We start from the raw sequence: 22,038 nt of genomic DNA, 5'->3' as shown, positions 1-22,038 counted from the left end.
TTTCATGAAGGGCCCTATTCTCGTGGCGAACCCTCAGGTATTTATCACGAAGGACTATTTTTTAGTTCCGGGAATGATGATCCGGTAGCTTGTTTTCACTTTGCCCTTGCTAATGTTTGTCAGCCTGCTTTTCAGCATTCGCTTTTTGAGCGGGCTTAAATAATCGATTAATAATTTTCCTTCCAGGTGATCGTATTCGTGTTGGATAACGCGAGCAGCGAAACCACCGTATTCTTCAATTTGCTCGTCAAGGTTTTCATCGAGATATTTAATTTTTACGAATTCGGGCCGTGCTACATCTTCTCTGATTTCAGGTAAGCTCAGGCATCCTTCGTTCATGACCCATTCGTCGCCTTTTAGCTCAAGAATCTCCGGGTTTATAAATGCCTTTTTAAAGCCATCCAATTCCGGTTCTTCTTCCGCTGCCGCTGAGGCATCGATCACAAACATCCGGACAGATAACCCGATTTGAGGTGCGGCTAGTCCAACACCATCAGAATGATACATTGTTTCGAACATATCTTTTACTAATTGGTCCAGTTTGGGATAATCTTTTTCAATAGGTTTGGCAACCTTTCTCAATAAAGGTTCGCCGTAAACAGTAATCGGGTAAATCATTATCTGAATTTTTTTTGTTCTAAATACGATTGAAGAATAATGGTCGCGCTAACCGCATCAATCGTTGCCTTATTTTGTCTGTCCTTCTTTTTTAAGCCTGCATCAATCATGGTTTGAAAAGCCATTCTGGAGGTGAAACGTTCGTCAACCTGCTCAATGGGCATTTCAGGGTATAACTTCTGAAAACGTTTTAAAAACGGATTGATATACAAAACGGCTTCCGATGCTTCATTGTTCATTTGAAGGGGGTAACCAATAATCACCTTTTCCACTGTTTCTTTTTGAAAGTATTCTTTCAAATACTCAAAAATGTCGTGGCTTCGGACAGTTGTCAGCTTGCTGGCTATTAACTGTAATGGATCAGTTACTGCTAACCCAACACGCTTCTTCCCGTAATCAATCGCTAAAATACGTCCCACTAGTTTCAATTTTGCTGCAAAAATAATATTCTATTTGCATAATCGAAGTAGAATCGGAAAAATATGGCAAATAAGCGGGTGTTTAACTGGTTGATATTTAGTTGATTTTATTTTTGGCATATACTTTGATTAGTTTTCTGCAACTGGTGCCTGTAAAAGAAAAACAAACAATTATTGTTTAACTAAAAATTGGAAGTCATGAAAGCAAATATTAAATACCACGTAGCAACTGCTCTTCTTTTGGGATTCTTGCTTGTCAATTTAAGTGCGTCTGCTCAGCGAGGAGAGTCAAAAAAAAAGGAAAATAAAAAAGAGTACAAATACAACCAAAAGAAATTCAACAACAGTCGTCAGGCAACGGTGCATGGGAATAGTCACAGTCAGCGTAGAACGCAAGAGCATGACTATGCCTATCAGAATAACCATAAGCATAAACCGGCAAAAGAATACTCATCTCCAAGATATAACAATAATGAGCGGTATGCCTATAATCATCCTCAATATGGACACGTTTATAAAAACTTTTATTCATCTCCCACAAAGTTGAGTCATGCCCAGGGAACTTTCTATTGTCATTCAGGACACTATTACCGGTATTATCCAAGCGTGGGCTATGTTCGTGTTGAAGAGCCGGGAGGATATGTTTTTGCAACATTGCCCGGACGTTACGAGCGGGTTCACTACGGAGGAAATGTATACTTCAGGGTTGGCGATGTTTTCTTTGAAAGTTGTTCAGCAGGGTATCGAATTGCGCCACAAGTAAGCTTTAACTTTTCTGTCCACTTGTAGTGTCGTTAGTTAAGGATTGAATATATGCACCGGTAAGTTGATTTATTCACTTGCCGGTTTTTTTTAATACATATTTCCGACTGCGATACAAATTAGCAGATGTAATCGAATTACGAGGTTGAAGGACGACACCTGTTCCGCGTTGTCAAAAACGAAATTATTTTTGTTAGAAATTAATCTGTAATTATTATAGCGTTTTGGGGGTAACTGCTTTGATTCTTGCTATTCAGCTTGTACCTTTAGTGACAAATATTAAAAAAATAAATGTCATGAAGATTAATCAAGCACAAGCTATTTGGAATGGAAATTTGAAAGACGGAAAGGGAGAAATGGGATTTGAAAAAAGTTCGACGACTTTCCCATTTAGTTTTACATCTCGATTTGCAGACGGAGAAGGAGCTAACCCGGAAATGTTAATTGGTGCTGCACATGCCGGATGTTTTTCGATGGCTTTCTCGAATATGTTGAGTGAAGCTGGATTTGTGCCCGAAAAGGTGGAAACAGTAGCGAAAGTTAAGCTCGATTTAGTTGGTGGAGGATTTAAAATAACCGGTAGTCACTTAATCGTAGAAGCTATTGTCCCTAATATCTCAGCGGAAAAATTTCAGGAATTGGCGGAAGGAGCAAAAGCAGGATGCCCGGTTTCACAGGCACTCGCTGCGATAGAAATTACAATGGAAGCAAAATTGGTTTAAAGCGCATTGCTAATTTTATCTTTCATTACACGGTAAAAATATTTTGCATAAGAAAAGCCGCTTCGGAAATCCGGAGCGGCTTTTGAAATTTACTATTAAAATATCAACTAACTTTTCGTAAGATTTGCCAGAGCAGCAGCTACCCGTGCAATCGGTACCCGGTATGGTGAACAACTTACATAGTCCAGACCAACACTATCGCAGAACATGACTGAACTTGGTTCGCCACCGTGTTCTCCACAAATACCAACTTTTAATTTTGGTTTGTTTGAACGGCCTTTTTCAACGCCCATTTTAACAAGCTGACCAACTCCGGTTTGATCCAGTACCTGGAACGGATCGTTTTTCAAAATACCTTTGTCTAAATAGATGGGTAAAAATTTACCGGCATCGTCGCGGGAATAACCAAATGTCATCTGGGTTAGGTCATTCGTTCCGAAGGAGAAGAAGTCTGCTTCTTCCGCTATTAGATCGGCTGTTAATGCGGCTCTCGGAATTTCAATCATTGTTCCCAGCAAGAAGTCAATACGGTCACCTTTTTCCGAGAATACTTCTTCGGCTGTATCCCGAATTACAGTAGCCTGATTTTTCAATTCCGCGATGGTTCCTACCAGTGGAATCATAATTTCAGGACGAGCGTCAATGCCTTTTGCTTTCAAATTCAATGCAGCTTCAATTATAGCCCGTGCCTGCATGGCAGTAATTTCCGGATAAGTGATTCCCAAACGGCATCCACGATGGCCCAGCATAGGGTTGAACTCGGCTAAATCTTCAATTTTGGAAAGAATGGCATCCATCGTTATACCCATATCGTTGGCCAATTCTTCCTGGGCCGACTTATTATGAGGAACAAATTCGTGCAAAGGCGGGTCAAGTAATCGAACGGTAACTCCGTATCCAGCCATTGCCTCAAAAATGCCTTCAAAGTCACTTCGCTGATAAGGCAGCAACTTAGCCAATGATTTTTCACGTTCCTCAATTGTTTCGGCCAAAATCATCTCGCGCATCGCTTTGATCCGTTCTCCTTCGAAGAACATGTGCTCGGTGCGGCAGAGTCCGATACCTTTGGCACCGAACCCACGAGCGACCTGGGCATCGTGGGGTGTGTCGGCATTGGTGCGAACGCTCATCCGGGTAAACTCGTCGGCTAAGTCCATTATTTTTGCGAAATCACCTCCGATATCGGGATTTTTCGTGTCTACTTTACCTTCACATACTTCTCCTGTCGACCCGTTTAATGAAATCCAGTCACCTTCTTGTAGTACTTTTCCTGCTACAGTCATGGTACGGGCGCGGTAGTCAATGCGGACAGTTCCGGCACCGGAAACACAACATTTCCCCATTCCCCTGGCAACAACAGCCGCGTGAGAAGTCATTCCACCACGTGCGGTCAGAATGCCACGAGCAATATTCATCCCTTCCAAATCTTCAGGAGATGTTTCGATACGTACGAGAACGGAGGATTTAAATTTGTCGGCTTCATCGGCAAAAAATACAATTTGCCCGGTTGCGGCACCTGGTGATGCCGGCAAACCTTTAGCCAAAACAACTGCTCTTTTCATAGCTTCCAAGTCGAATACCGGGTGAAGAAGTTCATCCAGCTTATTGGGCTCAATTCGTAAAAGAGCTGTTTTTTTATCAATGATTCCTTGCTCCAACATGTCAACAGCGATTTTGACCATCGCAGCCCCGGTTCTTTTCCCGTTTCGGGTTTGGAGTAACCAAAGTTTACCATCCTGAATGGTGAACTCCAGATCTTGCATGTCTTTATAGTGGTCTTCGAGTTTTTCCTGAACTGAATTCAATTCAGCATAAATTTTGGGCATGGTTTCTTCCAGTGAGGGGAAGTGTGATTTTCGCAGATCTTCATCTACTCCTGCCAACTCGGCCCAGCGCTTACTGCCTTCCAGTGTTATTTGTTGCGGGGTACGGATACCGGCCACAACATCTTCTCCCTGTGCATTAATCAGGTATTCTCCATTGAAAATATCTTCTCCGGTTCCTGCATCGCGTGAAAAGGCGACGCCCGTTGCCGAGGTTTCACCCATATTGCCAAAAACCATAGCCTGAACGTTGACAGCCGTTCCCCATTCAGCAGGAATGCCGTTTATTTTGCGGTAATAGATGGCCCGGTCGTTCATCCAGCTGTCAAAAACTGCACAAACGGCTCCCCATAATTGTTCCCAAGGATCATCGGGGAAGCTTTTTCCGGTCACTTTTAAAACCGCTTCTTTAAACTGAACAACCAGCTTTTTTAGATCGTCGGTTGAAAAATCAGTATCTAATTCAATTCCATTTTCTTCCTTCAAACTTTCCATGATGGCTTCAAAAGGATCAATATCTTCTTTGCTTTCTGGTTTCATGCCCAAAACAACATCGCCATACATTTGTACAAAGCGACGGTACGAATCCCACGCAAAGCGTTCGTTCCCTGATTTGAGGGAAATTCCTTCAACAGCCAAATCATTGAGGCCAAGGTTTAAAACCGTATCCATCATACCCGGCATTGAAACACGGGCACCCGAACGCACAGATACCAAACATGGGTTGGTTTTATCGCCAAACTTAGTTCCTGTCAATTCTTCAACAAGAGCCACTGCTTTTTCCACTTCTGGCTTAATGGCCGCGACTGCAGCATCTTTGCCTTGTTCGTTGTAGATGGTACAAACTTCTGTCGTGATTGTAAAACCCGGAGGAACCGGGACACCGATTAAATTCATTTCCGCGAGATTCGCGCCTTTACCTCCAAGCAGATTTTTCATGTCTGCCTTTCCTTCGGCTTTTCCGTTTCCAAATGTATAAACGTATTTTGCCATAATTTTAGTTTTTGGTTGATTGGATTATTAAGTAAAGTTATTTTTTTGAGTCACTAATGTAACCGTAATTTTTTAAAATTTGAAGGATCAGCGACCACTCAAAAGGTGTTTTACAGCTATTGATTTTGAAGTGGTTATAATATATGTTTTTTAATATGTTTACAACTTGAGAACCTTTTTATATCTTTACTTTTCGGTTGGTATGTTGAAAATCGTAAGCAGGTTTCTATTCCCGGGGATTGTTCCTTGTTAACAAGAAAAGATTGTCAGCTTATCGTTGTTTATTCTTCCCAGAACTGTTTTCCTGAAATATGTTATTCGATCGCCGGTAACGAAGTTGTGTTATCGTAAGCCACACGGATTTGTAATTGAATCTGATATTTAAGCTTTGTTAACCTTGCTTGGTGCTTATTAACAGTAAGCTGCGGTATATTTGTATCAGTAATAAGAGACACAAGTAAGAGTTATTTTTTCATAAGATGTAGGATTAATTTGAAAGAAGGGTGAGCAGCATCCTTCTTTTTTTATTAGTGACCGCAGCTTGAAAATCCGATCGAATTATGATCTGGAATCTCATCGGTTAAGAGGATGTTCAGATCAATACTGACGTTCCAAGTTTCCCCCAGGTGTGTGGCAGGCTTATTTCGGTTGAAGTCAGGTTATTAACTTTTGTTAACGTTGCTTGTCATCTGTTAACTGAAAGCTTCCGTATCTTCGTATCAGACATTAAAGCAAAGTAATAAGCATAATTTTTTCATAGAGATAGGTTTGGTTAAGTTAGAAAAAGGATGGATCACCATCCTTTTTTTTGTGCCCTATGGAAAAGTTCTCATTCATCCCCCAGATACCAATCAGTCAACCTGGTAGTTCACAAATAACTTTTGTTAACGTTGCTTGTCATCTGTTAACCGAAAGTGACCGTATCTTTGTATCAGACATTAAGGCAAAGTAGTAAGTAAGATTTTTTCATAGAGATAAGTTTGGTTAAGTTAGAAAAGGATGGATCACCATCCTTTTTTTGTGCCCTATTGAAAAGCCCTCATTCAGACCTCGGATACCAATCAGTCGACCTGTTAGTTCACAAATAACTTTTATTAACGTTGCTTGTCATCTGTTAACTGAAAGCTGCTGTATCTTTGTGTCAGACGTTGAAGCAAAGTAATAAGCATAATTTTTTCATAGAGATAGGTTTGGTTAAGTTAGAAAAGGATGGATCACCATCCTTTTTTTTTTGTGCCCTATGAAAAAGCTTCTACTCACTCTCCGGTTCTTTATCATTCGATCTTGTATTTCATGAATAACTTTTGTTAACGTTGCTTGTCATCTGTTAACCGAAAGTGCCCGTATCTTTGTATCAGATAATAAGCAGAATAATTAGTTTTTTTTCATAGAGATAGGTTTGGTTAAAGTTAGAAAAGGATGGAGAGCCATCCTTTTTTTTTAGGCTCATAGCTGACAAAAGTTCGCTGGTCGTTTGCTGTTTTCCGACTATATTTCAGGATCTTCCTCTTCAAATAAGACAATTTGTCTTATCATAACTTTATTTTCTCATTTGGCTTTTCTTTTGACTTAGTGATCCAGTGAGATTTAATGGTATAAAGAAATCTGATCAGTTTGATTTTACAGAAGAAAGGAGAAAATGATGAATTTTAATAATTTTACAATTAAGTCGCAGGAAGCGTTGCAGCATGCTTTCGAGGTTGCTCAGGCCAACCATCAGCAGGCTGTCGAAACAGGGCATATTTTAAAAGGGTTATTACATGCAGCAGAGAATGTGACTGGTTTTTTATTGAAGAAACTGGGTGTTAACGTCTCGGTTTTTCAGCAAACTTTAGATCGTATCGTTGAAGCCTATCCCAAGGTAAGTGGGGGAGAACAATATTTGTCTTCGCCTACCAATAAAGTGTTGCAAAAGTCGCTGGATTATTCAAGAAAGATGGGCGACCAATTCGTTTCGGTTGAACATATTCTATTAGGCTTGATGGATGGTGGCGATACGATTGCCAGCTTAATGAAAGATAGCGGGATCAATAGAAAAGAGTTGGATGCAGCGATACAAGAATTGCGCAAAGGGGCTAAGGTTGAAAGTCAAACTGCCGAAGATCAATTTAATTCGTTGAGCCGTTTTGCCATTAATTTGAATGAACGTGCGCGCAGTGGCAAACTAGATCCGGTTATTGGTCGTGATGATGAAATCCGCCGCATATTGCAGATTTTGTCCCGCAGGACGAAAAATAATCCGGTTTTGATCGGAGAACCCGGAACCGGTAAAACGGCTATTGCCGAAGGTTTGGCCCATCGGATTGTTCGGGGTGATGTACCTGAAAATCTGAAATCGAAGCAGCTTTTTTCGCTGGACATGGGAGCATTAATTGCCGGCGCTAAGTATAAAGGTGAGTTCGAGGAACGCCTGAAAGCAGTCGTCAATGAAGTAATTAAGTCAGATGGAGAAGTGATTCTCTTTATTGACGAGATTCATACGCTGGTTGGAGCAGGAAAGAGCGAAGGAGCAATGGATGCAGCCAATATATTGAAACCTGCTTTAGCTCGTGGAGAATTGCGTGCTATTGGTGCAACCACGTTGGATGAATACCAAAAATATTTTGAAAAGGATAAAGCACTTGAACGCCGTTTCCAAGTTGTCATGGTGAATGAACCCGATACATTGAGTGCCATTTCAATTTTGAGAGGACTAAAAGAACGCTACGAGTCACACCATAAAGTGCGGATAAAGGATAATGCGATTATTGCAGCTGTTGAATTGTCGCAACGTTACATTTCCGATCGGTTTCTACCGGATAAGGCCATTGACCTGATGGATGAGGCTGCTGCAAAGCTACGTTTGGAAATGGACTCGGTTCCCGAGGAACTGGATGAGATTGAACGCAAAATCAAGCAGCTGGAGATTGAGCGTGAAGCGATTAAACGGGAGAAGGACGAGACTAAATTGGGATCGTTGAATGAAGAGATTGCCAACCTGAAAGAAGATCAATTCCGATACCGTGCTCAGTGGGAAATGGAAAAGTCGGTGATTGACGGAATTCAGCAGAATAAAACGAACATCGAAAGTTTGAAGTTCGAAGCCGAGCAGGCCGAACGTTCCGGCGATTACGGGAAAGTTGCTGAAATCCGCTACGGTAAGATGAAGGAGGCCGAAGCGGCAATTGAGCGTTTACAAAAGGAATTGCGGGAAATTCAGGGCGACTCGCTAATAAAGGAGGAAGTTGACTCGGAAGATATTGCAGACGTTGTTGCTCGATGGACCGGAATACCGGTGAGTAAAATGTTGAAAAGCGAACGCGACAAATTGCTTCACCTGGAAGAGGAACTCCATAAAAGAGTCGTTGGGCAAGATGAAGCAATTCAGGCAGTAGCTGATGCAGTTCGTCGGAGCCGTGCCGGTTTGCAGGATGAAAAAAGACCTATTGGCTCCTTTATTTTTCTGGGAACAACGGGTGTGGGAAAAACCGAGTTGGCGAAAGCTTTGGCAGAATACTTGTTTGACGATGAAAATATGATGACCCGCATTGATATGTCGGAATACCAGGAAAAATTCTCGGTAACCCGGCTGATTGGTTCGCCTCCGGGGTATGTAGGATACGATGAAGGCGGACAATTAAGTGAAGCGGTGCGTCGAAAACCGTATTCGGTTGTCTTGTTCGATGAAATTGAAAAAGCACACCCGGATATATTTAACGTGTTACTGCAGGTGTTGGATGATGGCCGTTTGACAGACAATAAGGGGCGGCTGGTCAATTTTAAGAATACCATCATTATCATGACTTCAAACCTGGGATCGCATTTGATTCAGGAAGGTTTCGAACGGCTGAATGATCGCAACCGGGATGAAGTATTTGAGCAAACGCGATCAGCGGTGCTTAATTTGTTGCGTAAAACAATTCGGCCTGAGTTTTTGAACCGGATTGATGAAACGATCATGTTTACTCCGCTTGGACGAGAAGATATGAAAGGAATTGTCCGGATTCAATTTAGCCGCATCACAAAGCGATTAGGCAATCAAAATATTCATATCAGCATTTCTGATGCTGCAGTGCAGTGGCTGGCAACTGTTGGTTACGATCCGCAGTTTGGAGCGCGACCTGTGAATCGGTTATTGCAGAAGTATGTATTAAATGAATTGTCGAAAGAAATTTTGACCGGAAAGATTACAACAGATCAGTCCATTTTAATTGACTTGGAAGGCGACGACTTAACTTTTAAAGCCCTGTAAAGATGCATCGTAGTCGTTAATTAACGCAGGGGCTGGGACAATGATAAAAGAGCAGAATGATTTGCAAAAAAGAAAGAGACATCTAAGATGTCTCTTTTTCTATTTCGTTTAAAATGTTGGTCAATTCGATTTGTGCCTGATCAATTAAGGTCTCGAACTCGACGATATGATCTTCGTAAGTTTCAATTTCTTCCAGCTTCTGCGTTTTTAGCTGCAGCTGTTTCAAATGAATCCCCAGATCATTCATCCCAAAGGTCATGACTGACGATTTAGCTTTGTGAGCGAGCTCACCCAACTCTTTGTATTGCTTTGCAGCAAAATAGTCCCTTAGACCGGTTTTGAATTCGATGATTTGTTCGAAAAACATCTCAATGAATTCTTTTGTAATTTCCGGATCACCACCAGTCACCTCATCCAGATAGGCTAAACTGGTCACCTTTTGATCATTCATCGCGTATAGTTAATTGGCATTCTGCAGAACAATGATAGTAAAAAATTTTTTATTTAAAAGCATCTTCCCGGCCTGCGAATTAAATTTCTTTGTGAATCGATTACTGATATATTTCATAAATTAGTGAGTTTGTAACATCTAGATTTACCAACCCAAAAAATTGCATATGAAAAGAACAGCATTTAACCAAATTCACAAAGACGCAGGAGGTAAAATGGTTGAATTTGCAGGCTATGAAATGCCTGTTGAATTTGCCGGAATTAAAACGGAGCATTTGGCAGTACGCAACAATGTTGGCGTTTTTGATGTATCGCACATGGGCGAGTTTTGGGTGAAAGGTCCGAAAGCTGCTGATTTGGTTCAGCATATTACCACAAACGATGTAAGCGTTTTAAAAACCGGACAGGCGCAATATTCATGTTTCCCCAACGGCAAAGGTGGTATTGTCGACGATTTGTTGGTTTATTATTACGAACCCGAAAAATATCTGCTTGTTGTTAATGCGGCCAATATCGAAAAAGATTGGAACTGGGTCGTTTCGCAAAACAAGTTTGGAGCAGAACTTGAAAATGCTTCCGACGCGATTAGCCAATTGGCAATTCAGGGACCCAATGCAACTGCTGTTCTGCAAAAGTTGACAGCTGTAAAATTGGACGATTTGAAATATTATACGTTCTCGACAGCGGAGTTTGCCGGCGTTCCGGATGTGATCATTTCAGCAACCGGTTATACCGGTGCAGGGGGATATGAGTTATACTTCTATAACGAACATGCCGAGACGATTTATAAGGCCATTTTTGAGGCCGGTGCCGAATTTGGCATTCAGCCCATTGGATTGGGTGCTCGCGATACGTTGCGTCTCGAGATGGGGTATTGTCTGTACGGAAATGATATTGATGATAGCACATCGCCGATCGAAGCTGGTTTGGGGTGGATTACAAAATTCAACGAACGCAATAAATTCATCAATAAAGATTTGTTTGAAGTTCAAAAAACGGAAGGCGTGAGCCGAAAATTGAGAGGCTTCGAAATGATTGATCGCGGTATCCCTCGTCATGGCTATGAGCTGTTTGACGAAGGCGGGAACAGAGTAGGTGAAGTGACCTCAGGAACACAGTCTCCATTGTTGAATAAGGGGATTGGGATGGGATATATTGCTACCGAATATTCAGCAATCGGAACAGAAGTTTACCTGGGTGTCCGAAACAAATTACTGAAAGCGAAAATTGTAAAGGTTCCTTTTCTGAATTAGTCGGAAAGGGCAGACTTACAACTATAGTTAACCTTCTCCCGTCAATTTAGATTGACGGGTTTTTTTATCTCTCGACTTCAATTATCTTTGCGCTCCTAATAACGTTGAAGCTGAAGATGAAAAAAGCTAAACTCAGGTTAGAAACCTGTTTGTCTCCTGCGATGTATTCCAAGCACGCCAACGATGACAATATTGTCGTTGTTGTTGATATTCTCCGCGCTACTTCTACAATTTGTACGGCTTTGCATAATGGTGTTAAACGGATTATTCCCGTGTCGACCGTTGAGGAAGCTAAAGCTAAAAAAGACCAAGGTTTTATTGTGGCTTCGGAGCGTGATGGCTTCGTGCTCGATTTTGCCGATTTCGGAAATTCACCGTTCAATTTCACGGCCGATAAGGTGAGAGGCAAGGAGATTGTGTATTCCACAACAAACGGAACCCGCTGTATTCATATGGCGGCCCATTCGAAAGCTGTTGTTGTTGGTTCCTTTTTGAACTTGACAGCTTTGTCGGAATGGTTAATCGCACAGGATTCGCCGGTGTTGATTTTCTGTGCCTCATGGAAAGACCGTTTTAGTTTGGAAGATACCGTTTTTGCCGGTGCACTGGCTGAAAAATTGTTGACTTCAGGAAAATTTGAAACGATTTGTGACGCTGTTACCGCCTCGCTCGATTTGTGGTCGCTTGCCAGTTCCGATCTGAATGGATACATCCAGAAAGCAGCCCAAAAAGGTCGCTTGGCAGCCAAGGGATTAGACGATTGCATTGAATTCTGCCATCAGCCTGATTTCACATCTGTTATTCCCGTATTCAGCGGTGGAGATTTGATTCCGGTTAACTAACTTTGCTAAAAAATAAAAACCTCTTAAATGATACTTATTAGTCTGAATACCTGTTTTGTAGCCATGTTGTAAAACTACTTCAAAAACGACCGTTTCTGATATTTCTCAGATGAATTGGTCGACTGATTCCGTTAATTTGAAAAGGCATTAATAAAAAACATTACTAATAAATAATTTTTAACCCTAAAATAACATACCATGAAGAAGCATAATTTTTATGCGGGACCCTCAATCTTACCCGAATACACCAAACAAAAAGTAGCTGAAGCAGCAATTGACTTCGCCGGTACCGGACTATCTGTGATGGAAGTTTCGCACCGAAGCAAAGAGTTTATTGCTGTGATGGACGAAGCTGTTGCCTTAGTTAAGGAATTGCTGAAAGTTCCTGAAGGTTACTCGGTGTTGTTCTTGCAAGGTGGTGCCAGCCTTCAGTTTTTGATGGCTCCTTACAACCTGATGAAATCCAAAGCCGCTTACCTGACAACAGGTTCTTGGGCATCCAAAGCGATGAAAGAAGCGAAATATTTCGGTGAAGTTGTTGAGGTAGCTTCTTCAAAAGATAAAAACTTCAATTATATCCCTAAAGCATTTGACGTGCCTGCTGATGTTGATTATCTGCACATCACTTCAAACAACACCATCTTCGGTACAGAAATCAAAACTGATTTAGATGTTCCTGTGCAATTGGTAGCTGATATGTCTTCTGATATTTTCAGTCGTCCGATTGATATTGCAAAATATGACCTGATTTACGCTGGTGCTCAGAAAAATCTGGGACCTTCAGGTGCTACATTGGTTATCGTAAAAAACGATGTGTTGGACAAAACAGGCCGTACAATCCCAACGATGTTGGATTTCCAAACACACATCAAAGGTGAATCAATGTTCAACACGCCTTCAACAATTGCAGTGTATGCATGTTTGCAAACATTGGTTTGGTTGAAAGAACAAGGTGGTGTTGAGGCGATTGAGAAAGTAAATATTGAAAAATCTGATTTGCTTTACGCTGAATTGGATCGCAACAAATTGTTCGTTCCTACTGTACCTGCAGTTGAAGATCGTTCACGCATGAACGTGACTTTCGTGATGGCTGAAGGTTTTGAAGCACTGGAAAAAGAATTCAACGAATTCGCAACTTCAAAAGGAATGATCGGTTTGAAAGGACACCGCTCGGTTGGTGGTTTCCGTGCATCAATCTACAATGCGATGCCAGTTGACAGTGTTAAAGCGCTGATCGACGTGATGAAAGAATTCGAAGCAAAGAATTAAATTCAAATAAAGAAAAAGCAGGATGGGGGTCCTGCTTTTTCTTTCTGGTATTAAAAGATTTTAAGGTATGAAAAGGGTATTAATTGCAACTGAAAAACCATTTGCTCCTTCTGCATTGAGCAAAATTTCTGAGGTTATAAAACAAGCCGGTTACGAAGTCAACTTGCTTGAAAAGTATCAATCAAAAGCTGAATTACTGGACGCTGTGAAAACAACCGATGCGTTGATTGTTCGCAGCGATAAGGTTGACCGTGACGTTCTGGACGCCGCTGAAAACTTGAAAATTGTTGTTCGTGCCGGTGCCGGTTACGACAATGTTGACACCACTTACGCCAAAGAAAAGGCAGTGGTGGTAATGAACACTCCCGGACAAAATTCAAATGCTGTAGCCGAATTGGCTATTGGTTTAGCCATTTACGGTATCCGTGAATTCTTCAGCGGAAAATCAGGCGGTGAGCTGCGCGGGCGAACATTGGGCTTGCACGGCTACGGTTATGTGGCTCGTAATGTGCATCGCATTGCCCGCGGTTTCGGTATGAAGGTTATTGTGTACACACGTTACAGCAAAGCACAAGCTACTTCCGAAGGTTTGGAAGTGACCGGATCTCTGGAGGAATTGTATGCTTTGTCGGATGTGGTGTCCATTCATGTTCCGGCCAAAGGTGAGCACCTGAAGTCGGTGAGTATGGATATTTTGAAGCACTTAAAAGAAGATGCCATCCTGGTAAACACCGCACGAAATGAGGTGATCAATGAGGACGATCTGTGTGCTTTTATGGAACAACGAACCGATGTGAAATACCTTTCGGATATTGCACCGGACGGCGCAGATGCTTTTGCTGATAAATTTACCGGCCGCTGTTATTTCACACCCAAGAAAATCGGAGCTCAAACACAGGAAGCGAATACCAATGCGGGAGTTGCTGCTGCTGAGCAAATTGCCGGTTTCTTCGAAAACGGAGATGAAACCTTTCGGGTAAATAGATAATTATACCCGGATTTTCTGTGGAATTTATAATTTTAGGAACGAACTAAACTAAAATTACGCGTTATGGCTATTGTAAAAGCGTTTAAAGGGCTGCGTCCTCCCCAAAAAATTGTTACCGATTTAGCTTGTTTGCCTTACGATGTTATGAATTCGGAAGAAGCCGCCAGAATGGCTGAAGGCAAAGATAATTCGCTACTCCATATTACTCGTGCTGAAATTGATTGCCTACCCGGCACTGGTCTTCATACCGAAGAAGTTTATTCGAAAGCAGTTGAGAATTTCAAGTCTTTTCAGAAAAAAGGCTGGTTGGTGCAAGATGAAGAAGCTCGATTTTATATTTATGCGCAAACCATGAATGGTCGCACCCAGTACGGTATTGTTGGTGCTGCATCCTGCGACGATTACCACAACGGCATCATTAAAAAGCACGAGCTGACACGCCCGGATAAGGAAGAAGACCGCATGGTGTTGACACGTTATTTAAATGCGAATATAGAGCCGGTTTTCTTTTCATACAAAGCTGTTCCCGAAATCGACGAAATTGTTTCTTCAATCGTTGGTCAAACCGAAGCAGATTATGATTTTGTAGCTGAAGATGGCTTTGGTCACCATTTTTGGGTAATCCGCGATCAGGCATTAAATAAGCGGATTGAATGGTTGTTTGAAACAAAAGTACCGGCAACTTATGTGGCCGACGGGCATCACCGAACAGCCGCCGCCGCAAGGATTGGCTTGGAGCGTCAGGCACAAAATCCGAATCACACGGGGGCGGAATCCTACAATTATTTCATGGCTGTCCATTTCCCCGACAATCAACTTCAGATTATTGATTACAACCGGCTGGTGAAAGATCTGAACGGATTAAGTGAAGCTGACTTGCTCCAAAAAATACAAGCAGGATTTACGGTTGAAAAAGTGGGCAAGGATATATGCAAACCGAGTCAACTGCACGAATTTAGTATGTACCTGACTGGCGATTGGTATAAATTAACCGCCAAAGGTCATACTTACGACAACGAGGATCCCATCAGCGTTTTAGATGTGACTATTTTATCGAAGCAGGCGTTGGAGCCGATCCTGAATATTCAGGACTTGCGCACGTCTAAGCGGATTGATTTTGTCGGCGGAATCCGTGGACTGGGCGAATTGCAAAAACGGGTCGACAGCGGCGAAATGAAAGTGGCTTTTGCACTTTATCCAGTTTCCATGCAACAACTGATTGCGATTGCCGATTCCGGAAAAATCATGCCACCTAAGACTACCTGGTTTGAGCCCAAATTGCGTTCCGGATTAGTCATCCATAAACTGGATTAAACGAAACCATAAGTACAGATACAAAAAAGCCCGGCAAATAAACCGGGCTTTGCTATTTATGCTTGCTTATAAATCGTCATCATCATCATCGTCATCGTCATCATCTTCGTCCTCATCATACGAATCGTCTTCGTCTTCATCCTCATCAGGAATGTCCATTTCTTCTGAGTGCTTGTCTTCATATGCTTCACGAGATTCATCTTTCAACATGCCTTCATCATCGTAATCATCGTCATCACTAATAATGTCGATAGCTTCCTGCGTGGTCATACGAACCAAGTAGTACTTGTCTTCCGTTTCAAAAGGAAGTGCACTAACCAACATGCCGTCTTTATTGGTAAAGCTGATCAGGTTTTGACTAAACCCATTCGGGTATTCCAATTTGATTTGTTCTTTGATCGCTTCTTCTAACTTTTCGTAATCCTTTATAACTCTTGGTTTACTAATCGGTGCCATATTTTTTCCTCCTTATACTGTTGGCCGTAAAGGCGTTAGTTATTCGTTTTTTATGAATTTATTCTGGTCGAAAAATACAAAAATGAAGTAATAAAAAAATAGCTTGAAAAACATTCTGAAGAAATTTATCGGAATATTGTCCGTCCTGTGCTATTGTTTGCAGTTTACCGATTTGATGACTAGTTGGTTACATTAATTTTAATGTTTAGGAAATTTTCTCAATTTCAATAATTGGCATGTTTCCCAAGTCGAAAAAGGCATTAATAATACCTGCTTTTTGATAGCTTGAAAGGTCGGTGGGATGGATCGTTTTCTCTTGTATCTCGTCGGTTTCGAGCAGTTTTTGCCGTTGAGTTCCGTTCAGTAGCGGATGAGTGGGAGTAAGCCATTTTTGGCCATCAAAAAAGACCAGATTCCCAATTGTGCAATCGGTTATTTCTCCGTTTTTGACAATGATAATTTCATCGGCATTTCCGCGTTGAGCGAATAATTCGTTCAGCGTACTTCGTTCGGCATATTTAAAATGGTAGTCAATGGTATCGTGTGTGACCAGTTTTAAGCTCGAAAATGACCGGACATGTTGCGGAATAAATTCAATCTTTTCAATTCGTTCGGCATACAGCACCCGGCAACGATAAAGGCCATTTAAACAATCTTCAGGCACTTGAATTTCATTTTCCAGCTCAACGGGAGTGCATCCGACGAAGAGTTCTTGCCGGGCTTCATTCATTCGCCGGTTATGATATTTCAGGTTGAAAAGCCGGCCATTTTCCAGTTTAATGGTTTCAAGTAATTGGCACATATACTTTATTGATCAGTTCTTCGTATTCCTCCTCACACTGACTCAGGTGGGTAATACCGCCGCCACTTTTAAAGGTGAAGTGGCCGCCGTTTTGTTCCAGGTAGCGGATCAGTACACAACTATCCACATTTTCGCCATCGAAAACGCCAAAGATACCGGTATACCAGCCACGTTCATATTGCTCGGCAGCTTCAATAATTTCAACGGTTTTCTTTTTGGGTGCTCCGCTGATGGAACCTGCCGGAAGCAGGCCCGCAAACAAGTCGCCCAAATGGTCGTTATAATCAGCCGGAAGTTTCCCGGTAATTTCAGAGCTCATTTGCAAGAGTTTTCCCCGGTTCGAGTTAATCTCATCCATATAGCAAAAGCGTTTTACTTCAACCTGCTCGGCCACGCGACTCAGGTCATTGCGAATTAGGTCAACAATGGTGTGGTGTTCTGCTCTTTCTTTACGGTTGGTTTTTAGCAGTGTTTCGGCATTGGGCAAGCTGGCATCAATTGTTCCCTTCATCGGGTACGACGAAATTCGGCCATTTTCAATCCGCACAAAAATTTCGGGCGAAAAACAGACAAATTCATCTTTCAAATAAACCAGGTAAGGTGAATTGCTTTTGTGAGCGATTTCCTCTAAAGTCAGGTTTGTATCGACCCGACTGGGCATGGTCAGGTTCAGCAGATAGCTGTCGCCGCCATGAATGTGTTGTTGCACCAGCTCAAAAGCTTGTTGATAGCGCTCGTGTTTAACCGGCTCAACGTGCCAGCTTACCGGATGATGCGGCAGTTTTTCCCGGCTGAAGTTAGCATGTTGCGGTGTTCGCCAAAGCAATTTTGGAGCACATTCATCCCACTCCAACACTTTTGCACGCTGGCATTCAAAATCGAACAGGAAAACAAAAGGCTGCTTTCGTTTTCCCAGTTCGTTCATCTTTAAAACAATATCTTTTTCGATGCTATGCATGAGGTGCACAAAGATAGAAAATCGATACACATAGGGCAGCGGAGTATCGCTTGTTTTTAGCTCGGCAGAGTCTTGACGATTCAGTGTTTCGAGCTGTATGTCTCTATCGGCCCGTTATTAAAGACAGACTTTAACGGGAAGGGCTTGCGCTTTCCTGATCCCTATTCTGGTAGTTGATCAAACGTTGGAACCTTTTCCAGCTCCGAATCCCAATTGGCTTTGCTGTCCAGAAAGATGTGGGCGAGTGGTTTGATTGGCACATCGGAGTTGAGGCAACCAGCGGGAACCACCAGCAGTTTACTTCCGCCTTGAGTCTTGGGGAGTGCCGATCCGCATTCGGTACAGAAGGCTTTGGCGTGCCGGCTTTCCGGTAGCCGATAGGTTTTCACCTTATCCTCTCCCGACAACCATTGGATGCTGGCCGTGGTAGAGAACAAATTAGCGGCATGTGCCGAGCCGGTGTCTTTTCGGCAACGACTGCAATGGCACAAAAAGAGGCTTTGAAAATCGCCTTCAATCTCAAATGTAACCGCTCCGCAAAGACAGGATCCTGTGTGTTTCATTGTTTCTTGTTTTTGTTAGACTGCTGTAAGGTATAAAAATGTTTTGTAGTTCATACGTATGAGAGAGCACTGGAAATACTAAGCGGGGCGGATGGATTTTATCCCACTGCCTGGGAACCACCCGGGGGGAATGTGTTGGAATCGAAACGGGCTGAAGAGATTTTGGTTCTTTCTGCCCATCTGGCAGTCTTAGCGCGAATGGAGTGTTTTTTGATACTTTCATTTTTTGTATCTTATAATTATCAATGAAGACTATGACGAACAAGGAACGAAATAACCAATATATTGAGATTTGCAATCACTTGGCAGATCGCAGACTGAAGCCGGCTTTCGACCTGCTGGAGAAAATAATTACTGAAAACGGTCTGGGACTTTTCTATGATGAATGGCGGGAGCTGGATCAGACATACCACTTTATGCTGCAATATACCGTGGAGGGTATTCAGGATCCGGAGCGACAAAAAGTCTATCGCAAGCTCATCGATTCTTCTTATGAATTGGCCGACAAAGTCAACGAAGCTGTTCGGATTAAATATGCTTCGTCGATCGAATATGAAAAGAAGCGGGTGTTCAAAGGGCAGCTTGTCAATAATTTTGATTCTTTCCTGTCAGAGCTCGAATCCTTCTATCTCATCGATGAACTAAAGGACGAGGCGGCCAGCGACCCTGCAGCGAATAAGGAACAGTCTGCCGATGAGCAAAAGCACCATCAACAAATGCTTCGGCTGTTTTACCATCTCTGGTTTCAGGACCGGTTGACTGCAAAGGAAACTCAGTTTCTCGGGAAGTTTTTTGCCAGTCCGTCGCTATTGGGTTCCTACAAATCGTTTATTGTGACCGCCTTAACCCTGAGTCTGCAGCGTTACTTCGATGACAAGAAATTCAGCTTACTTTTTGATGCCTACGAAATGGATGATGTGGCCGTTAGCCAGCGGGCATTGGTAAGCTTGTTGTTGACGCTTTACCAGTACGACTCACGGATGCCCTATTATGCGGAGATTACCGGAAGGCTGAAAATTATGAATGAGGATCCGGAGTTTAAACGTAACCTGGAGCGGGTCATTATTCAGCTGATCCGGAGTAAGGAAACCGAGAAACTTCAGCAACGGATTCGCGAGGAATTGTTGCCTGAAATGATCAAGATTAGTCCAAACCTGAAAGACAAAATCAACCTGGACAGTTTAATGGAAGAAGGGCTTTCGGAAGATAAAAATCCGGAGTGGCAGGACATTTTCAAAGATTCGCCCGGGCTGATGGATAAAATGCAGGAGTTTTCTGAATTGCAAATGGAAGGCGCCGATGTGTTCATGGGCTCGTTTGCCATGTTAAAGTCGTTCCCGTTTTTCGGTGAGATAGCCAACTGGTTTATCCCGTTCTTCACCCAAAATCCGGAGTTGAATAAAAATCTCGATCTTTCCGATGAACTGACAAAAAGCTTCGTTGAAACCATAGGCCTTGCACCGGTTTTGTGCAATTCAGATAAGTATTCGTTTTGCCTGAGCATGCAAAACATTCCGAAGGAAAACCGGAAGTTTATGTTGCAGGGACTGCAGGCCGAGATGGACCAGTTTCAGGAAATTGAGCAGGACGAGGAATTAACTGATCCGGGTAAAAAGGCCGGGTTTATTTCCAATCAATATATCCAGGATTTATATCGTTTTTACAAGCTGCATCCCCGAAGAACTGATTTTGAAGACTTGTTTCAATGGCGGTTCGATTTTCAAAACAAAACAACTTTAGGCGCTATTCTGAAAGAAGATCATGTTGTTGTGCGAAATATTGCCGAATACTATTTCTCGAAAAATTACTTTGAAGAAGCAATTGGCGTTTTCGAATATTTGTTGGCCATTGAAAAGGAAGGCGAGCTTTACCAGAAGATAGCTTTTTGTTACCAGAAACTGGGCCATTTTGAGAAGGCACTAGAGGCTTACCGGAAAGCTGAATTATATGATCTGAACAGGTTGTGGAACCTCAGGAAGATTGCCCTGTGCTACCGAAACCTGAAGCAACCGGCAAAAGCGTTGGAGTATTACCGGGCGGCCGAAGCGCTGGATGCTGATGATTTGACCAACCACTTGAATATTGGGCATTGTTTGCTTGAGTTGGATCTGTTTGATGACGCGCTGAAGTACTATTTTAAAGTGGAATACCTGAAGCCCGGCAACAAGAAAGTTTGGCGACCGATTGGCTGGTGTTCGTTCCTGACCGGTAAAAAAGAGCAGGCCGAAAACTATTTCCTCAAGTTGGTAGACGATGAGCCCAATCAGCACGACCTGATGAACATGGGGCACGTGCAATGGAGCCTGGGAAACCGGAAAGCAGCGCTGGATTATTACATGAAATCCATTTCAAAAACCGGCTTCTCGGAAACTGAATTTATGGCCATATTCGACGACGATTTACCCCTGCTTCTGGAACAGGGAATCGACAAGGATGATGTCCCCATCATGCTCGACCAGCTCCGGTATTTTGTAGAAAAGTAGTAGGGATGCCTCATGCAAGCCAGAAGGGCTTAATAGCATTAGCCTGGGTGTTGCTTTTGAAATACGAATCATTGCAGGGGAGGAGTTTAAACCGTTCTGTTAGTTGTGCAGCAGTGCGGGGATCTTCGTCAAGGCAGCAAGCCGATCGAGAAATGCCTGTAACCTGTATGAATAAAGGCTTTGGAGTATCCGGAGGCCTCCGCAGGTTGTGCTGTTGCCGGTGCTTCATCGGTTTCCTTGTTTGGCGGTTGCTGCGGTCTGAAGCAATGCGCCGACTCATTTTCAGGCTTCACTGTCAGTTTATCCCCCTAAAAAACACCAAAAATCAGCATTCTTTTTCGCTTGCTTTTGTAGTTTTGTAGCGCAGTTAAACGAAATTATGAGTATTGCCGAGAATATATCTAAACTGAAAAACGAACTCGAACCCGGGGTTTGCCTGGTGGCTGTTTCGAAAACCAAGTCCAACGAAGCCATTTTGGCGGCTTACCAAGTCGGTCAGCGTGTGTTTGGCGAAAACAAGGTGCAGGAGTTGAGCCGCAAGTACGACGAATTACCCAAAGATATTGAGTGGCATTTTATTGGTCACCTGCAAACCAACAAGGTGAAGTACATTGCCCCTTTTGTAGGGCTGTTGCATGGGATCGATTCGTTGAAATTACTGAAGACCGTTGATAAGGAAGCCCAGAAGAATAACCGGACGATCCGGGTGTTGCTGCAGTTTCACATTGCGGAGGAGGAAACCAAATTTGGTCTGGACCTGGAGGAAGCCCGGGAACTGCTGAGCTCGGCAGAATATGCCGAGATGGATGCGGTCGAAATTTGCGGGGTAATGGGCATGGCCACCTACACCGACGATGAGACACAGGTCAGGCGCGAATTCCATCAGCTTAAAAACATATTTGACCAATTGAAAGCCGAATTCTTTGGAGACAAGGATTCTTTTTCTGAAATTTCGATGGGCATGTCGGGCGACTACCAACTGGCTGTTGCAGAGGGTAGCACGATGGTTCGGGTGGGTAGTTTTATTTTTGGAGAACGGAACTACCATTAAGCCCGGAAGGCAGCAGAAACGAGTTTATTTGAACGTAAAAT

At 42.7% G+C, this 22,038-nt stretch carries 18 protein-coding genes; 10 read left to right on the top strand and 8 right to left on the bottom strand.

All coding sequences use genetic code 11. The annotated features are described in order from the left end of the window. Positions 1-54: 54 nt before the first annotated feature. Both def and ruvX read right to left on the bottom strand, forming a co-directional pair. Entirely contained in the window at positions 55-618 is a 564-nt protein-coding gene (gene def, locus GJV22_RS13090; protein ID WP_163714146.1) for a peptide deformylase, read from the bottom strand. Then, positions 618-1,037 (bottom strand): Holliday junction resolvase RuvX, encoded by a 420-nt coding sequence (ruvX, locus tag GJV22_RS13085; RefSeq protein WP_163714143.1) that lies wholly within the window; start codon positions 1,035-1,037, stop codon positions 618-620. The genes def and ruvX overlap by 1 nt, the downstream gene beginning before the upstream one ends. 198 nt (positions 1,038-1,235) lie before the next feature. Here ruvX and GJV22_RS13080 point away from each other — a divergent pair, with 198 nt between their 5' ends. Both GJV22_RS13080 and GJV22_RS13075 read left to right on the top strand, forming a co-directional pair. Beyond that, positions 1,236-1,826, top strand: a complete 591-nt coding sequence (locus GJV22_RS13080) for a hypothetical protein (protein WP_163714141.1) — start codon at positions 1,236-1,238, stop codon at positions 1,824-1,826. 269 nt (positions 1,827-2,095) lie between these two features. After that, a complete protein-coding gene (locus GJV22_RS13075) occupies positions 2,096-2,521 on the top strand; it encodes an OsmC family protein (RefSeq protein WP_163714138.1) in 426 nt (141 codons plus the stop codon). A gap of 107 nt (positions 2,522-2,628) precedes the next feature. On the opposite strand, the gene ppdK is transcribed toward GJV22_RS13075, so the two are convergent. Further along, positions 2,629-5,337, bottom strand: a complete 2,709-nt coding sequence (ppdK, locus tag GJV22_RS13070) for a pyruvate, phosphate dikinase (RefSeq protein WP_205461862.1) — start codon at positions 5,335-5,337, stop codon at positions 2,629-2,631. 1,639 nt (positions 5,338-6,976) lie between these two features. Here ppdK and clpB point away from each other — a divergent pair. After that, positions 6,977-9,568 carry an ATP-dependent chaperone ClpB gene (gene clpB / locus GJV22_RS13065; protein ID WP_317168702.1) on the top strand — a complete coding sequence of 864 codons (2,592 nt, stop codon included), beginning with the start codon at positions 6,977-6,979 and terminating at the stop codon, positions 9,566-9,568. Positions 9,569-9,650: 82 nt separating this feature from the next. Here clpB and GJV22_RS13060 read toward each other — a convergent pair whose 3' ends face one another. After that, a complete protein-coding gene (locus GJV22_RS13060; RefSeq protein WP_163714134.1) occupies positions 9,651-10,019 on the bottom strand; it encodes an Hpt domain-containing protein in 369 nt (122 codons plus the stop codon). Positions 10,020-10,185: 166 nt separating this feature from the next. Between GJV22_RS13060 and gcvT the strand changes: the two genes are divergently transcribed. The 5 genes from gcvT to GJV22_RS13035 all read left to right on the top strand — a co-directional run bounded on the left by gcvT (position 10,186) and on the right by GJV22_RS13035 (position 15,684). Next, a complete protein-coding gene (gene gcvT, locus GJV22_RS13055; RefSeq protein WP_163714130.1) occupies positions 10,186-11,271 on the top strand; it encodes a glycine cleavage system aminomethyltransferase GcvT in 1,086 nt (361 codons plus the stop codon). A 116-nt stretch (positions 11,272-11,387) separates the two neighbouring features. Beyond that, the gene (locus tag GJV22_RS13050; protein ID WP_163714128.1) at positions 11,388-12,113 is read left to right on the top strand and encodes a 2-phosphosulfolactate phosphatase; all 726 of its coding nucleotides are present in this window, start codon (positions 11,388-11,390) and stop codon (positions 12,111-12,113) included. Between the two features lie 198 nt (positions 12,114-12,311). After that, a complete protein-coding gene (gene serC, locus GJV22_RS13045) occupies positions 12,312-13,382 on the top strand; it encodes a 3-phosphoserine/phosphohydroxythreonine transaminase (RefSeq protein ID WP_163714124.1) in 1,071 nt (356 codons plus the stop codon). Between the two features lie 67 nt (positions 13,383-13,449). Beyond that, on the top strand, positions 13,450-14,370 hold the full coding sequence (locus GJV22_RS13040; RefSeq protein WP_163714121.1) for an NAD(P)-dependent oxidoreductase: 921 nt from the start codon (positions 13,450-13,452) through the stop codon (positions 14,368-14,370). A gap of 63 nt (positions 14,371-14,433) precedes the next feature. Next, positions 14,434-15,684 carry a DUF1015 domain-containing protein gene (locus GJV22_RS13035; RefSeq protein ID WP_163714118.1) on the top strand — a complete coding sequence of 417 codons (1,251 nt, stop codon included), beginning with the start codon at positions 14,434-14,436 and terminating at the stop codon, positions 15,682-15,684. A 66-nt stretch (positions 15,685-15,750) separates the two neighbouring features. On the opposite strand, the gene GJV22_RS13030 is transcribed toward GJV22_RS13035, so the two are convergent. The 4 genes from GJV22_RS13030 to GJV22_RS13015 form a co-directional block, all read right to left on the bottom strand. Further along, on the bottom strand, positions 15,751-16,140 hold the full coding sequence (locus GJV22_RS13030) for a hypothetical protein (protein WP_205461861.1): 390 nt from the start codon (positions 16,138-16,140) through the stop codon (positions 15,751-15,753). Between the two features lie 205 nt (positions 16,141-16,345). Continuing rightward, complete coding sequence (locus GJV22_RS13025; RefSeq protein ID WP_163714115.1) at positions 16,346-16,942, bottom strand: aminotransferase class IV family protein; 597 nt, start codon at positions 16,940-16,942, stop codon at positions 16,346-16,348. Next, positions 16,926-17,867, bottom strand: coding sequence for an aminodeoxychorismate synthase component I (locus GJV22_RS13020; RefSeq protein ID WP_205461860.1), 942 nt, complete (start codon positions 17,865-17,867; stop codon positions 16,926-16,928). The genes GJV22_RS13025 and GJV22_RS13020 overlap by 17 nt, the downstream gene beginning before the upstream one ends. Positions 17,868-18,061: 194 nt before the next feature. Further along, positions 18,062-18,463 carry a GFA family protein gene (locus GJV22_RS13015; protein WP_163714110.1) on the bottom strand — a complete coding sequence of 134 codons (402 nt, stop codon included), beginning with the start codon at positions 18,461-18,463 and terminating at the stop codon, positions 18,062-18,064. 245 nt (positions 18,464-18,708) lie between these two features. Here GJV22_RS13015 and GJV22_RS13010 point away from each other — a divergent pair, with 245 nt between their 5' ends. Both GJV22_RS13010 and GJV22_RS13005 read left to right on the top strand, forming a co-directional pair. Further along, positions 18,709-20,946, top strand: coding sequence for a tetratricopeptide repeat protein (locus GJV22_RS13010; protein WP_163714106.1), 2,238 nt, complete (start codon positions 18,709-18,711; stop codon positions 20,944-20,946). A gap of 379 nt (positions 20,947-21,325) precedes the next feature. Beyond that, positions 21,326-21,997, top strand: a complete 672-nt coding sequence (locus tag GJV22_RS13005; protein WP_163714102.1) for a YggS family pyridoxal phosphate-dependent enzyme — start codon at positions 21,326-21,328, stop codon at positions 21,995-21,997. The last annotated feature ends 41 nt before the right edge of the window (positions 21,998-22,038 follow it).

This window comes from Mangrovibacterium lignilyticum (genome assembly GCF_010882175.1).
GTDB classification, from domain to species: Bacteria; Bacteroidota; Bacteroidia; order Bacteroidales; family Prolixibacteraceae; genus Mangrovibacterium; species Mangrovibacterium lignilyticum.
Note: the sequence above shows the minus strand (reverse complement) of the source record. Positions and strands in the feature narration are given on the sequence as shown.